Source organism: Clavibacter sp. (assembly GCF_014802555.1).
In the GTDB taxonomy this organism is placed as follows: domain Bacteria; phylum Actinomycetota; class Actinomycetes; order Actinomycetales; family Microbacteriaceae; genus Clavibacter; species Clavibacter sepedonicus.
This window is the reverse complement of sequence record NZ_JAAVCB010000027.1, coordinates 1-13,499: the sequence shown is the minus strand read 5'-3', so window position 1 is coordinate 13,499 and position 13,499 is coordinate 1. Positions and strand designations below refer to the sequence as shown.

General features: G+C 72.2%; 11 protein-coding genes and 2 pseudogenes. 8 read left to right on the top strand and 5 right to left on the bottom strand.

The window, feature by feature from the left end; translation table 11 throughout:
- The first annotated feature begins 17 nt into the window (after window positions 1–17).
- The 6 genes and pseudogenes from HDR73_RS03250 to HDR73_RS03225 all read left to right on the top strand — a co-directional run bounded on the left by HDR73_RS03250 (window position 18) and on the right by HDR73_RS03225 (window position 6,705).
- Complete coding sequence (locus HDR73_RS03250; RefSeq protein ID WP_012297828.1) at window positions 18–2,651, top strand: MMPL family transporter; 2,634 nt, start codon at window positions 18–20, stop codon at window positions 2,649–2,651.
- A 56-nt stretch (window positions 2,652–2,707) separates the two neighbouring features.
- Window positions 2,708–3,073: pseudogene (locus HDR73_RS03245) on the top strand (Gfo/Idh/MocA family oxidoreductase); the annotation flags it as partial.
- Window positions 3,074–3,366: 293 nt separating this feature from the next.
- On the top strand, window positions 3,367–3,906 hold the full coding sequence (locus HDR73_RS03240; protein WP_223842800.1) for a hypothetical protein: 540 nt from the start codon (window positions 3,367–3,369) through the stop codon (window positions 3,904–3,906).
- A gap of 97 nt (window positions 3,907–4,003) precedes the next feature.
- Window positions 4,004–5,890: a glycoside hydrolase family 2 protein gene (locus HDR73_RS03235; protein ID WP_012297827.1), complete on the top strand. Its 1,887-nt coding sequence runs from the start codon at window positions 4,004–4,006 to the stop codon at window positions 5,888–5,890.
- A gap of 9 nt (window positions 5,891–5,899) precedes the next feature.
- A complete protein-coding gene (locus HDR73_RS03230) occupies window positions 5,900–6,358 on the top strand; it encodes a hypothetical protein (protein WP_012297826.1) in 459 nt (152 codons plus the stop codon).
- 2 nt (window positions 6,359–6,360) lie between these two features.
- On the top strand, window positions 6,361–6,705 hold the full coding sequence (locus HDR73_RS03225) for a hypothetical protein (RefSeq protein ID WP_012297825.1): 345 nt from the start codon (window positions 6,361–6,363) through the stop codon (window positions 6,703–6,705).
- A 77-nt stretch (window positions 6,706–6,782) separates the two neighbouring features.
- Here the strand turns inward: HDR73_RS03225 and HDR73_RS03220 are convergent, their stop codons facing one another.
- The 5 genes from HDR73_RS03220 to HDR73_RS03200 are packed head-to-tail and all read right to left on the bottom strand — an operon-like array spanning window position 6,783 to window position 11,985.
- Complete coding sequence (locus HDR73_RS03220) at window positions 6,783–7,664, bottom strand: carbohydrate ABC transporter permease (RefSeq protein ID WP_012297824.1); 882 nt, start codon at window positions 7,662–7,664, stop codon at window positions 6,783–6,785.
- Entirely contained in the window at window positions 7,661–8,647 is a 987-nt protein-coding gene (locus tag HDR73_RS03215; protein ID WP_012297823.1) for a carbohydrate ABC transporter permease, read from the bottom strand. The genes HDR73_RS03220 and HDR73_RS03215 overlap by 4 nt, the downstream gene beginning before the upstream one ends.
- Window positions 8,648–8,698: 51 nt before the next feature.
- Window positions 8,699–10,021, bottom strand: a complete 1,323-nt coding sequence (locus HDR73_RS03210) for an ABC transporter substrate-binding protein (RefSeq protein WP_012297822.1) — start codon at window positions 10,019–10,021, stop codon at window positions 8,699–8,701.
- A 54-nt stretch (window positions 10,022–10,075) separates the two neighbouring features.
- Window positions 10,076–10,888 carry a hypothetical protein gene (locus tag HDR73_RS03205; RefSeq protein ID WP_012297821.1) on the bottom strand — a complete coding sequence of 271 codons (813 nt, stop codon included), beginning with the start codon at window positions 10,886–10,888 and terminating at the stop codon, window positions 10,076–10,078.
- Entirely contained in the window at window positions 10,885–11,985 is a 1,101-nt protein-coding gene (locus HDR73_RS03200) for a Gfo/Idh/MocA family protein (RefSeq protein ID WP_012297820.1), read from the bottom strand. Before HDR73_RS03200 ends, HDR73_RS03205 begins: the two co-directional genes overlap by 4 nt.
- A gap of 259 nt (window positions 11,986–12,244) precedes the next feature.
- Between HDR73_RS03200 and HDR73_RS03195 the strand changes: the two genes are divergently transcribed.
- Together HDR73_RS03195 and HDR73_RS03190 are read left to right on the top strand one after the other, a co-directional pair.
- Entirely contained in the window at window positions 12,245–12,847 is a 603-nt protein-coding gene (locus HDR73_RS03195) for a TetR/AcrR family transcriptional regulator (protein WP_012297819.1), read from the top strand.
- A gap of 99 nt (window positions 12,848–12,946) precedes the next feature.
- Window positions 12,947–13,499: pseudogene (locus HDR73_RS03190) on the top strand (cation-transporting ATPase); the annotation flags it as partial.

Below are 13,499 nucleotides of genomic sequence, written 5' to 3'. Positions count from 1 at the left end.
CGTCTGAGGGAGATGACATGGCGTCAGTGCTGTACCGGCTCGGTTCGATGGCCGCGCGTCGCGCGTGGCTCGTGATCGTCTCGTGGGTGGTGATCCTCGGCATCGGCGTGGGCTCGTTCCTCGCGTTCGCGGGCACCCTCGGCAACAGCTTCGACATCCCGGGCACGGCGTCCGGCGCCGTCACCGACGAGCTCGCGCAGACGCTCCCCGACACCGCGGGCGGCACCGGCACCGTCGTCTACCGCACGACCGACGGCTCGGCATTCACCGACCAGCAGAAGCAGGACATCTCCGCCCTCGCCACCAGCGCGGGCGACCTCCCGGGCGTCGCGCGCGTCGTGGATCCCTTCGCCGTCACCCAGCAGCGCGCCGACCAGGCCGCGCAGCTCCAGAGCGGCGACGCGCAGATCACCGCGGGCCGCACCCAGCTCGATGCCGCGCAGCAGCAGCTCGACGCCGGGAAGGCGCAGCTCGACGCGGGCCAGCAGCAGCTCACCGCCGCGCGCCAGCAGGCCGAGGCCGCGGGCGCTCCGGCCGCGCAGATCGCCGCGCTCGACGCGCAGCAGGCCCAGCTCGACCAGCAGACCCAGGCCCTCCAGCAGCAGCAGGCGACGGTCGACTCCTCGCGCACGCAGCTCGAGTCCGGCGCCGAGCAGGCCGAGCTCGGCCGCACGCTCCTCGGCCTCACGGACGGCATCGGCGTCGTCTCGGCGGACGGCTCGACGGCCATCGTCAACGTCTCCTTCACGGATCCGCGCCTCGAGCTCTCCGAGGAGACCAAGGAGTCCGCGATCGCGCACTTCCAGGACTCCCCCGTCGACGGCACGAGCGTCGACTTCGCGACCGACCTGGCGCAGGGCGTGCCCGAGATCTTCGGCATCGGCGAGGTCGTCGGCCTCGTGTTCGCGGCCATCGTGCTCATCGTGATGCTCGGCACGCTCATCGCCGCGTCGCTGCCCATCGTCACCGCGGTGGTCGGCGTGGGCGTCGGCGTCACGGCCTCGCTCGCGTTCTCCGGCGTCGTCGACATGGCGTCGGTGACCCCGGTGCTCGGCGTGATGCTCGGCCTCGCGGTCGGCATCGACTACTCCCTCTTCATCGTCAACCGGCACCGGAAGCAGATGCTCGCCGGCACGGGCGTGCGCGAGTCCATCGGGCTCGCCAACGGCACCTCGGGCACGGCGGTCGTGTTCGCGGGATCCACCGTCATCGTCGCGCTGCTCGCCCTCAACATCACGGGCGTGCCGTTCCTCGCGCTGATGGGAACGGTCGGCGCGGTCTGCGTGCTCGTGGCCGTGCTGGTCGCGATCACGCTGACGCCCGCCGTGCTCGGCCTCGCCGGGACGCGGGTGCTGCGGAAGCGCGACCGCGCGTCGGCGAGCCGGGCCGCGTCGGCACCCAGCCCGCAGGATGCCGCGAAGGCGCTCAAGCCGATGTCGAACGCCCGCGCCGTGCTCACCGTGGTCGGCACGGTCGTCGCCCTGCTCGTGGTCGCGATCCCGAGCCTGTCGATGCGGCTCGGCCTGCCCGACGGATCCAGCGAGCCGGCCGGATCCACCAGCGAGCGCGCGTTCAGCACGGTCGCCGACGAGTTCGGCGAGGGCGCCAACGGCCCGCTGCTCGTCGTCGCCGACGTGCCGGCCGGCCTCGCCGACGCGGATCTCCTCGCCACGCAGGTCGACGTCGCGCAGGCGCTGCACGACCTCGACGACGTGGTCGCCGTCGCCCCGGTCGCGAACACCGACGACAACACGGTGCTCGCGTTCCAGGTGCTCCCGCAGGAGGGCCCGAACAGCGCGTCCACGGAGCAGCTCGTGCAGGACATCCGCGCGCTGCCCGAGCTCGACGGCGGCATCACGCTCGGCGTCGCCGGGCAGGCCGCCACCAACATCGACATCTCCGAGGCGCTGGCCGCGGTGCTGCCGCTCTACCTGCTCGTGGTCGTGGGGCTGTCGCTGCTGATCCTGATCGTGGTGTTCCGCTCGATCCTCCTGCCCCTCATCGCGACCGGCGGGTTCGTGCTGTCGCTGTTCGCGACCTACGGCCTCATCGTCGCGGTGTTCCAGTTCGGCTGGGGGGCCAGCCTCATCGGGCTCGAGAACAGCGGGCCGATCCTGAGCTTCCTGCCGGTGATCCTCGTCGGGATCCTCTTCGGCCTCGCCATGGACTACCAGCTGTTCCTCGCGAGCGGGATGCGGGAGGCGTACGTGCACGGCGCCGAGGCGCGGCTCGCGGTGGTGCAGGGCCTCCGGGCCGGGCGCGCGGTCGTCACGGCGGCGGCGCTCATCATGGTGTCGGTGTTCGGCGGCTTCGTCTTCTCGGAGTCGACGATCATCCGCTCCATCGGGTTCGGCCTCGCGTTCGGCGTGCTCCTCGACGCGTTCGTGGTGCGGATGCTGCTGATGCCCGCGCTCATGCACCTGCTCGGCCGCTCGGCCTGGTGGCTGCCGCGCTGGCTCGACAGGATCCTCCCGGACGTCGACATCGAGGGCGCCGCGCTCGAGCGCACGCACCCGCACGCGGCGGCGGCGTCGACGCCGGCGGCGGATCTCCCGGCCGGCCTCCCGGCGGACGGCGGGCACGGCGCGCACGCGGCCCCGCCCACCGCGACGACCATCGAGGCCGAGACGGCGGCGGCCCCGCGCGACTGAGCGCACGCCCGGTATCGTCGGGGCGGGCCCTCCGTCGTGCCCGGAAGGCGAGCACCATGACCACGTCCTATCGCCGACCGGGAGCCGCCGACGCACCCGCCGACGCACCTGCACCCGACCGCCTGCCCGTCGTCGTGGTGGGCGCCGGCGTCATGGGCGCCATGTGGATCCGCATGCTCGCCGACTCCCCGCACGCCGCGCTCGTGGGGGTCGTCGACCTCGACGTGCCGCTCGCGGAGTCCGCTGTGCGCGCCGCCGGGCTCGAGGGGATCGTCGTGGGCGCGTCCGTCGCCGAGGTCGCCGCCCGCTCCGGCGCCCGGGCCGTGGTCAACGTGACCGTGCCGCAGGCGCACCGCGTCGTCAACGAGCAGGCGCTCCGCGCGGGCCTCCCGGTGCTGTGCGAGAAGCCGCTCGCGCCGACCGTCGCCGAGGCGCTCCGCCAGGTCGCGCTGGCCGACATCACCGGCGGGCTCCTGATGGTCAGCCAGTCGCGCCGGTACTTCACCCACCTGGCCGCGTTCCGCGAGGCGGTCGCGCAGGTGGGGCCGCTCGCGGTCGTGCACGCGCAGTTCCTGCACGAGGATCACGAGCCGGGCTTCCGCGAGCGGATGGCGCACCCGCTGCTCGTCGACATGTCCATCCACCACTTCGACCAGCTGCGGTACGCGACGGGCGAGGAGCCGGTGGCCGTGCGCTGCAGCTCGTGGAACCCGCCGTGGAGCTGGTTCGCCGGCGACGCGGCCCGACCGCCGACTTCGAGCTCGCATCCGGCGCCCGGTTCGCCTACGTCGGCAGCCGATGCACACCCGGCATGCCCACGTCGTGGAACGCGGACTGGCGCGCGTACGGCGAGCACGGCGCCGCGTCGTGGGACGGCGACGACGTCGTGCGCGTCGACGTTCCCGGCGCGACCTTCCACGTGCCCGACGGCCCCGAGGAGATCCGGGCGTCGCTCGAGCAGTTCGTCGGATCCCTCCGCACCGGCACCACGCCGCCGACGGAGGTGCGGCACAACGTGCTCAGCCTCGCGATGGTGGAGGGCGCGATCCGCAGCAGCGAGCGGGGCGGCGAGCGCGTCGTCATCGCCGACCTGCTGGAGAACGCGCTGGCGCAGGCCATCGCCGACGAGCGGAGCCCCGACGTCGCCGACCTGCTGCGGTCCTGGCCGAGCGCCGCGGACGGCATCCGCACCCCGGCGTGGGGATCCGCGCACGCCGACCCGCCCGCGGCGACCGCCCCGCGCGACGCCCGCTGACCGGCAGCCCGCCTCGCGTGCGGCGCCGTCCCATCCCGCCGCGGCAGGCTGGCGTCGACCGCACCTCCCCTCCGTCTCGACGACAGGAAGCCCGATCATGACCGACAGCACCGCGACGTCCGGCAGCACCGCCGCATCCGCCATCCCCAAGCCCGAGCACCCGCGCCCGCAGTCCACGCGCCCCGACTGGCTGAACCTCAACGGCCCGTGGCAGTTCGAGCGCGACCGCGGCGACAGCGGGCTCGAGCGCGGGCTGCTCGAACGCGATCTGGCGGAGGAGATCCTCGTGCCGTTCGCCCCGGAGTCCACCGCGTCGGGCATCGGCGACGTCGACTTCCTCACGGCCGTCTGGTACCGCCGCACCGTGCGGATCCCCGCGGGCTGGAGCGGCCGCCGCGTCCTCCTCCACTTCGGCGCCGTCGACCACGACGCCACCGTGTGGGTGGGCGGCGAGGAGGTCGCCCGGCACCGCGGCGGCTTCACGTCGTTCACGGCGGATCTCGGCGTGCGCGCCGACGAGGAGGAGCTGACCATCGTGGTCCGCGCCCGCGACACCCGCGACGCGCCGCAGGCCCGCGGCAAGCAGGCCACCTGGTTCGAGAACACGGCGTGCTTCTACACCCGCACGACCGGGATCTGGCAGACGGTGTGGCTGGAGCCGGTGCCCGAGGCGCACATCCGCTCGGCGCACATCGAGCCGCAGCGCGCCGACTCCTCCTTCACCGTCACCCCGGAGCTCTCGCATCGGACGGCCGGCCTCGCGTTCGAGGCCGTGCTCGCGGACGCGGACGGCGAGATCACGCGGGCGCGGATTCCCGCAGGCGACCTCGGCGCGCGCGTCACCCTGCGCATCCCCGAGAGCCGCGTGCGCGAGTGGTCGCCGGAGGACCCGCACCTGTACGACATCACCCTGCGCCTGGTCGACGCCTCGGGCGACGACGACCGGGTGGTCGACGAGGTCGCCTCCTACGGCGGCCTCCGCTCCATCTCCATCGACGGCCGCGACGTGCTCCTCAACGGCCGCCGCGTCTTCCAGCGGCTCGTGCTCGACCAGGGCTACTGGCCGGACACCCTCATGACCTCGCCCGACGACGCCGCGCTCGTCCGCGACATCGAGCTGTCGATGGCCGCGGGCTTCACCGGCGCGCGCCTCCACCAGAAGGTGTTCGAGGAGCGGTTCCTCTTCCACGCCGACCGGCTCGGCTACCTTGTCTGGGGCGAGTTCGGCGACTGGGGCGCGGGCGGCGGCCTCGGCAAGGACGCGCAGCAGCCGACGGCGTCGTTCATCACCCAGTGGATCGAGGCCGTCACGCGCGACCGCTCCCACCCGTCGATCGTCGGCTGGTGCCCGCTCAACGAGACGTACCAGCCGCTGCACGACCGCATCACGCAGCTGGACGACGTGACCGCCGGCATGTACCTGGCCACGAAGGCGGCGGATCCGTCGCGTCCCGTCCTCGACGCCTCCGGCTACTCGCACCGCGTCCGCTCCTCCGACGTCTACGACTCGCACTCCTACGAGCAGGACCCGGACGCGTTCCGTCGCGAGCAGTCCGGCCTCGCCGACGGCCGCCCGTTCGTCAACGACCTCGACGGCCGCGCGATCTCCGTGCCCTACGCCGGCCAGCCGTTCTTCGTCTCCGAGTACGGCGGGATCTGGTGGAACCCGGAGGAGATCGACCGCCCGCAGGATGCATCCGACGACCCCGCGCGCGCCGTCTCCTGGGGCTACGGCGAGCGCGTCGCGACCGTCGAGGAGTGGCACGCCCGCTTCCGCGGCCTCACCGAGGTGCTGCTCGAGGATCCGCACATGTTCGGCTACTGCTTCACGCAGCTGACCGACACGTTCCAGGAGCAGAACGGCATCTACGACTTCCACCGCCGCCCCAAGTTCGACATCGCGCGGATCCGCGAGGTGCAGCAGCGGGCGGCGTACGAGGAGCGGGACGTAGGCGGCGTGGACTTCCGAACGCGTTCCGAATAAACTGGCGTCATGCCCCTCATCCATGGCGCCCGCACGACGACCCGTCGCTCATCCGACCTGAGCAAGCACTCGGCCGACGTGTTCGCCGAGGCGGAGGACCACCCGGTGCAGGTCACCCGTCGGGACGGCGAGACGCTGGTGCTCATGTCCCAGACGGCGGCGGATGCGCAGGCGCAGCTCCTCCAGTTCGCGGCCGACCTCATCACCGTCACGCTCGATGACGAGGGCTCTCTCGCCTCGCGCATGTCCGAGCGGTTCCCGTGGATGCTCGCCCTTTCGCCCACGGATCGCGAGACCTGCTCGCGCGAGCTCGTCAACGCCGCGCGGGCCTCCTTCTCCACCGGCCAGCCCCACCTCGCGATCGCCGAGCTCACCTCCTGGCGCGAGAGCGCGACAGCCATCGCCGCGGGGCTCGCCTCCTCGCCGGTGGAGTGGCTCGCGCGCCCGACGCCGGTCGAGCGCCCCTGACCGTGGCGAAGGATCCTCAGGTCCCACGGCCGACGAAGAAGTCCGAGTACACGATCGTCTTCGCCACCGAGAGCGCGCGGAAGGGGTGGCAGGACCTGGCCGCGACGATCCGCGGACCGCTGGCCGACACGTGGGACTTCCTCACCCGGACACCGACGGAGCGCACCCCGACGAACTACCCACTGAAGGGCGAGGAGCTCGGAGCCGTCACGCGCGACGGCGAGCGGCACGTGCGGTGGCAGCACAAGCCGACCGCGCGAGGCGACGCTCGCATCTGGTTCTACGTGGAGGGCCGGACGGTCCACCTCGAGCAGGTGCACACGAGGCATCCGAACCAGACGAAGTAGAGCCCCGCACGACGAGAGCCCACCCCCGCCATCCACATGGACCACGAGGGCGGGCTCTCGCAAGGGGCGAGGCCGCATCACCTCCCGGCGAGCGACCCGCCGATCCCGCCGACGCTGAAGTAGCGGTTCAGGAAGGCGAAGATCAGCACGGGCGGCAGCATCATGATGACCGCGACCGCCATCACCGATCCCCAGTCGGCCGCGTTCTGCTGGAAGAACGTGTTGAGGCCGATGGGGAGGGTGTACTTCGTGAAGTCCTGCAGGAACAGGAGCGCGATCAGGTAGTCGTTCCAGGCCAGCAAGAACGAGAAGATCGCGGTCGAGAGGATGCCCGGCAGCGAGTTGCGCAGCACCACGTGGATGAATCCGCTGAACACGCTCGCGCCGTCCATCCACGCCGCCTCCTCGAGGGTGATGGGGATGGAGTCGATGTACGCCGCCATCATCCAGATCGCGACCGACATGGTCGAGCCGATGTAGATGATCGCCACGCCCTGCAGCGTGTTGATGAGGCCCATGGCCGAGAAGGTGATGAACAGCGGGATCGCCGCCGTCACCACCGGCAGGGCCTGCACCACGAACAGCACGAGCGAGTATCCCGAGACGAGCTTCGACCGCGAGCGGCTGAGCACGTATCCGGCCGGCGCCGCGATGACGACCGAGACGACGACGGTCACGAGCGCGACGATGAGGCTGTTGCCGAGCCAGATCATCACGTCGGTGCCGCCGAGCACGCGCTCGAAGTTCTCGAACGTGAACCCGGTGGCCGTCGAGTTCTGACCCGGCTGGGTGGAGAGGAACAGCACCGCGAGGATGGGCGTGATCACGATGAGCGTGATGATCGCGATGAACAGGAAGCGCCACCACTGGCCCTTCTGCTCCCGCTCCTTCGCCGACCTGCGCGTGATGTCCCCGACGGTCGCCGACGTGGCGCCGCCGACGGCGAGTGCCTGGCTCATTCGATGTCCGCCTTCTTGATCTGCCGGTACAGCAGCGTCGACACGATGACGAGCACGGCCGTCATCATGAAGGCCACCGCGGTCGCCGGGCCGGTCTGCAGGTTCTGGAACGCCTGCTGGTACGCCAGCACGATCAGCGACGTCGTCGCGTTCACGGGACCGCCCTGCGTGAGCAGGAAGATCGTCGGGAAGTCGTTGACGCAGAAAATCGTCATCAGCACCCAGCTGATGTACGTGGTGCGGGAGATGATCGGGAGGGTCACGCCGCGGAACGCCTGCCAGGCGCTCGCGCCGTCCATCTTCGCCGCCTCGTAGACGTTGGTGTCGACCGACGCGAGCGCCGAGGACATCATCATCAGCATGAACGGGAAGCTGATCCACACCTTGAAGACGCAGACCACGACCTGCGCCAGGACGGGATCGCCGAGGAAGTTCGCGTCGGGGAACCCGAGCCGCTCCAGGATGATCGGCACCGGGCTCTGCGGCGTCGCCACGAGCCAGTTCCACGAGGTCGCCGAGACGACCACCGGGACGATCCACGGCAGCAGCAGCAGCACCTTGAAGAACCCGTTGCCGGGGATCCGGGTGCGCAGCAGCAGCGCGAGCGCGAGCCCCACGAGCCACGACCCGAACACGCCCACCACCGTGAACACGATCGTGAACGTGGTCGCATTGCGGAACGACTCCGACGTGAGCACGTTCGCGTAGTTCTCGAGCCCGACGAACGGCGTCTGCCACGGCAGCGTCGACGGCGTGCCCTGCTGCAGCGACTGCAGGAACGAGTACACGACCGGGTAGACGTTGAGCAGCACGAGCAGGAGGAGGGACGGCAGCGCGAACAGCGTCAGCGTCTTCCCCGCCCGGCCGAGCGGCGTCTTCCCGCGGCCCTTCCGCGGCGCGGCGGGCGGCCGACCGGGGCCGGCCACGCCGACGCCGCGGCGGGCCAGCCCGATCTTGTCGGCGACGCGGGTGTCGACCGCCATCAGATCACCCCGTCCACGTCACGGCCTCCGGGACGACGCGGACCACGCAGATCACGCGCCGGCCTCCAGCTCCTTCTGCAGCGTCTCGAGCGCGGCCTTGGCCGTCACGGAACCGGCGAGCACCGCCTGGGCGAACGAGATCGTCGGCTGCGTGCCGTCGACCTTGGTCACGTTCTGGAAGACCGTGTTCGAGCCGGGGGCACCCCACGTCTTCGAGATGGGCTGCCAGTCGTTGAGGATCTTCGTGGTGTTCGGGTCGTCGGCGTACGCCTCGTCGGCGATGGACTTCAGCGGCGGCAGGCCGATGCCGGTCTGCTTCGTCCAGAGCGACTTCATGTTCTGGTAGTAGTACGTGAGGAACGCCTCGCTGTTCTCCTGGCTGGGCGTCGACTTGTACATCATGATGTTGTTCGGGAAGTAGAGCGCGCCCTTCTCGCCGCCGGGGCCCACGAGCGGGTCGCCCACCACCATCTGCGCCGCGGTCTCGGGGCTCACGTTGGCCGTGGCCCCCGCGCCGTCCCAAAACATGCCGAAGGTGCCGGCGTCCATCTGCTGGTACGCGTTGTCGGAGGTGTAGGTGGCGCTGCGGGGATCCACGTAGCCGTTCTTCACCATGCCGAGGACCCACTCGACCGCCTCGATGTTCTTGTCGGTGACGACGTCCGGGTTCTGGTCGGCGTCGAAGAGGCCGCCGCCGTTGTTGATCTTGTGGGCCACGATCTGGTGGAAGCCGGTGAACGCGCCGGCGCCCGAGCGGGTGCCGTAGCCGTAGACGCCGATCTTCTTGAGGGCGGCGCACGCGGCCTCGTAGGAGTCCCAGTCGGTCGGCACGTCGGCGCCGGCCTTCTCGAGCAGGTCCTTGCGGTACCAGTACATGCGCATGTCGAGGTTGTACGGGACGGCCGCGTAGCCGTTGGCCGTCTTGAGGGTGTCGACGAGGCCCGGGAGGAAGTCGTCGTAGATCCCGTTGCCCTTCCACGTCTCGATGAGGTCGTCGGCGTACGCGATCTTGCCCTGCGACTCGAAGAGGAACGCCGTCGTCCCGCCGCCCGAGCTCACGGCGGGGCCGTTGTTGGCGGCGACCGCGGTCGAGAAGGTCTGCGTGAAGTTGGCCCACTGGACCTGCTGGTAGCTGACCTTGCCCATGCCGCTCGCCGGCTTGTAGGCCGCGGAGATCGCCTTGTCCTCGGTGAGGAAGGCGGGCGCGCCCCAGGGCATGTTCCAGAACTTGAGGGGCGCGGCGGCGCCCGATGCGCCGCCTCCGCCGCCGCTGCAGGCGGCGAGGAGGCCGACCGCCGCGGCGCCGACGCCCGCGCTCAGGAGGGATCGTCGGGTGAGGCCGTTGCCGAAGGCGCTGGATGACTGCTGTGGCATTTCTGACTCCGTTGTCCGGTGGTGCGGTGTGTGGTGGAAGGGAAGGGGCTGGGTCTAGGGGCGCGCGCCGGCGGCGAGCGCGGGGGCCGCGGCGAGCAGCACGCGGAGGTCGGCGACATCGTCGGGGACGCATCGGCCGTGGGCGGCGTCGCGGGCCAGGCGCATCGCGGTGCGGTGGCCGGACTCGAAGACGACGGGGAGGTCCTCGCGGCCGGCGGCGTCCGTGACGCTCGCGCGTCCGGGAGCGGCCGTGCCCGGCGCGGGGAGGGCGACGTGCGCGGCACGGTCGCCGACGACCAGGCGGAAGGTCGCGCACGCGTGGGCGTGCGCGGTGACGACGGTGCTGACGATCACGTGCACGCCGGATGCGGTGGTGCCGGACAGCATGAGGTGGTCGGGCGTCCAGGCCAGCGGCGCCAGCTCCGTCAGCGGCGAGCCGACGAGCGTCTTCGCGGTGAGCGCGAGGGCCCGGGCGGAGCCGGCGAGGTCGTCGGTGGAGGCGACGGTGGCACGGGCCTCGAACAGGGCGCCGGGTGCGGCGAGGCGGTGGATCCGCGGCGCGACCCGGCGCACGGCCTCGTCGTGCCGCCACGGCACGTCGAGCACCACGGGGATGCCCGCGGCGGCGAGGTCGGCGAGGTCGGCGTCGTCGACGGGACCGGGGTCGAGCACGAGCAGGGCGCGCGCGCCGGAGCGGGCGGCGCCCGTCGCGCGGCCAGCCCAGCCGTCACCCCCGGCGACCACGACCACGTCGCCCGCGTCGTCGGTGCGGCGGAAGGACTCGGGCAGCGAGGCGAGGGTCGCGACGGCGGCGTGCGCGTGGGTCGCCGAGGCCGCGGGATCGATGCGGAGGGTGAGGGCGCTCATGCCGCGACGTCCGTCGGGGCGGGGTCCGCGGCGGATCCGGCCTCGGTCGCCGCGGGGACGGCGCCGCCCGCCCGGATGATCGCCGCGCACTGCTCCGCGATGTCGGTCGCGAGGTCGAGGTCGGCGAGCTGCACCTCCATCGGCACCAGCGCCGCGGCCCCGGTGATCACGTCGTGGACGTGCTCCCACTCGCCGAGGTAGCCGTTGTCGACATAGGGGCCCCAGCCGGTGGTGCCGCGGGCGTTCGTGAGCGTGGCGGTGCTGGATCCGGCGTGCACGTAGGAGAGCGAGAAGTCGAGGTGGAGCGAGCGGTCGCGCGCGATGGCGTCGAGCGTCCACTCGGGATCCCACGAGGCCCCGCCGATGCCGTGGATCTCGAGCACGCTCTCGCCCACCATCGCGACGATCTCGTAGCCCCACGGCCGGAGGGCGCGCGCGCTGACCACGCGCGGGCGGGCGTCGGGCAGGAGGCGGCGCGCGAGCGGGAGGTCGTGGATCGCGAGGCCGAGCACGCCGCCGGTGACCGCGAGCGCCTGCGCCTCGACGTCCGGCTCGCCCACGATCCGCGGTGCGGGGCGCCCGACGATCTCGGTGGCGGAGTCCTCGGAGTCGGGGTTCGGCGGGATGACGGCCGAGATGCGGACGGTGTGCGGCGCGCGGCCGGAGGCGTCCCAGGCGGCCGCCGCGGCGATCCACGCGGGGTCGAACGCGTGCATCGTGCCGACGATCACGGGCACCCCGTGCTCGGCGGACGCGCGGGCGATGGCCCGGCCCTCCTTGGCCGAGACGGCGAGCGGCTTCTCGCACAGCACGGCCCGCTTGCCGGCGTGGCACGCGGCGACGACCTGCTCGGCGTGGAAGCGGTTCGGGCTGCCGATGACGACCACGTCGACCGCCGGATCCTCGATGAGCGCGTCCGCGTCGGTCGAGTGCCGGGCTCCCACGCGGGCGGCGACGCGCTCGGCGACGTCGGCGTCGACGTCCATCACGTGGACGACCCGGAACCGATCCGCCATGCGCGCCAGGGTCGGCAGGTGGATGGCCTGCCCGACCGGCCCGGCCCCGATCAGGCCGACACCGAACACCTCTTCGCCCATGAACGCCCTCGTCCTCAGGAATGAAAGCCGCAGGACGCAAACTGACGCTTCGTTTACGGTTGAGTCACTGTACGTCCCGGTCCACAGGGGCACAAGGGGAGGTGATCACATCGTGACCGAGTCGCGGAGAGCCGCCGCGGAACCTCGGGGATCCGCCGGGCTCACGGAAAGTTTTCCGCGTGATGGTGCGGATGAGAGCGCGGCCACGGAATCGGTCCCCACGGCGGGCGCCGCGTCCCGCGGCCTCTACTCGACGGGCGTGCGGCGACGGGCCGAGATCGTCGCGGCGGCCGTTCGCGTGTTCGGTGTTCGCGGCTACGGCGCCGCCACCATCAAGGAGATCGCCGACGAGGTGGGCGTCTCGCCCGCGGCCGTGCTCCGCTACTTCCGCAAGGAGGAGCTGCTGACGGAGGTGCTCCGGCAGTGGGACCGGCAGCAGCCGTTCGTCTCCGAGGCCGCACCAGGCCTCCCCGCGCTCCGCGCCTTCGTCGACCTGATGCGCTACCACGTGGAGCACCGCGGCTTCCTCGAGCTGTACCTGACCTTCGCGACCGAGACCAGCGACGCGACCCACCCCGCCCACGAGTACATGCGCGGCCGGTACGCGCGCACGATCGCCCAGATCCGCCGCCGTATCGACGAGGCCGTCGCGCTCGGGCAGGTGCCGCCGATGGACGACGCGACGCTCGACTACGAGGCCGCGTGCTTCCTCGCGATCCTCGACGGGCTCGAGATCCAGTGGATCCACAACCCGAGCCTCGACCTGCCCGCTCTCGTCGGCGAGTACGTGGAGCAGTCGATCGCGCGCTGGCGTGGCGGCGCGCGGGCGGCGGTCCCGCCGGGCTCGGCGAGCTGGGACTGAGGCAGGCGGCCCGCGGACCGACCACCGCGGCGGAGCGCTCCGGTCGACGTCCGCAGGCGCTGTCGGGTTCTCCTCATGCGGATCCGCGACAGTGGACGCATGCCTGACTTCTCGAAGCTCCTGGGTGCCGCCGCGAGAGCGCTCGGCAACGCCTCCTCATCCTCCCGCGACGGGCGGCAGCAGCGGCCGGTCGGCGCTCCCGGCTCCGGATCCGGCACGGACTGGCGCGGACTCGTGCGCACCGCCGCCGGTCACCTCGGAGGGGACGACACCTCCCGGGCGCAGCCGACCGCATCGCCGCACCGTGCCGCGACCGCCGACGCTCGCCCGCGCACGAGCGAGGCCGACCGCGTCGCCCTCGGCAAGTACGACTACCTGCTGCGCACGGCGGATCCGGACCAGCTGGAGCAGGTGCACCGCGACGCCTTCGCCCGCCTCACGCCCGAGCAGCGCGATCTGGTGCAGGCGCGTCTCACCGAGGAGCTGCCCGCGCACGAGCGGCCGCGCAGCGGAGGGACGGACGACCTCGCGCGCGCGGCCACCCGCGGCGAGACCGCGCATCCTGGCCTCATGCAGCGCGTCTTCGGCGGCGGGGCGGCCGGCGGGGCGGACTCCCGGCCGGGCGCCGGCCCCCGTGGCGGCTCCCGCATGG

Coding starts and splice junctions, on each gene's coding strand:
- HDR73_RS03250 (WP_012297828.1), top strand. CDS start 18: ATGGCGTCAGTGCTGTACCGGCTCGGTTCGATGGCCGCGCGTCGCGCG.
- HDR73_RS03205 (WP_012297821.1), bottom strand. CDS start 10,888: ATGAGCGCCCTCACCCTCCGCATCGATCCCGCGGCCTCGGCGACCCAC.
- HDR73_RS03200 (WP_012297820.1), bottom strand. CDS start 11,985: ATGGGCGAAGAGGTGTTCGGTGTCGGCCTGATCGGGGCCGGGCCGGTC.
- HDR73_RS03230 (WP_012297826.1), top strand. CDS start 5,900: ATGCCCCTCATCCATGGCGCCCGCACGACGACCCGTCGCTCATCCGAC.
- HDR73_RS03210 (WP_012297822.1), bottom strand. CDS start 10,021: ATGCCACAGCAGTCATCCAGCGCCTTCGGCAACGGCCTCACCCGACGA.
- HDR73_RS03215 (WP_012297823.1), bottom strand. CDS start 8,647: ATGGCGGTCGACACCCGCGTCGCCGACAAGATCGGGCTGGCCCGCCGC.
- HDR73_RS03220 (WP_012297824.1), bottom strand. CDS start 7,664: ATGAGCCAGGCACTCGCCGTCGGCGGCGCCACGTCGGCGACCGTCGGG.
- HDR73_RS03235 (WP_012297827.1), top strand. CDS start 4,004: ATGACCGACAGCACCGCGACGTCCGGCAGCACCGCCGCATCCGCCATC.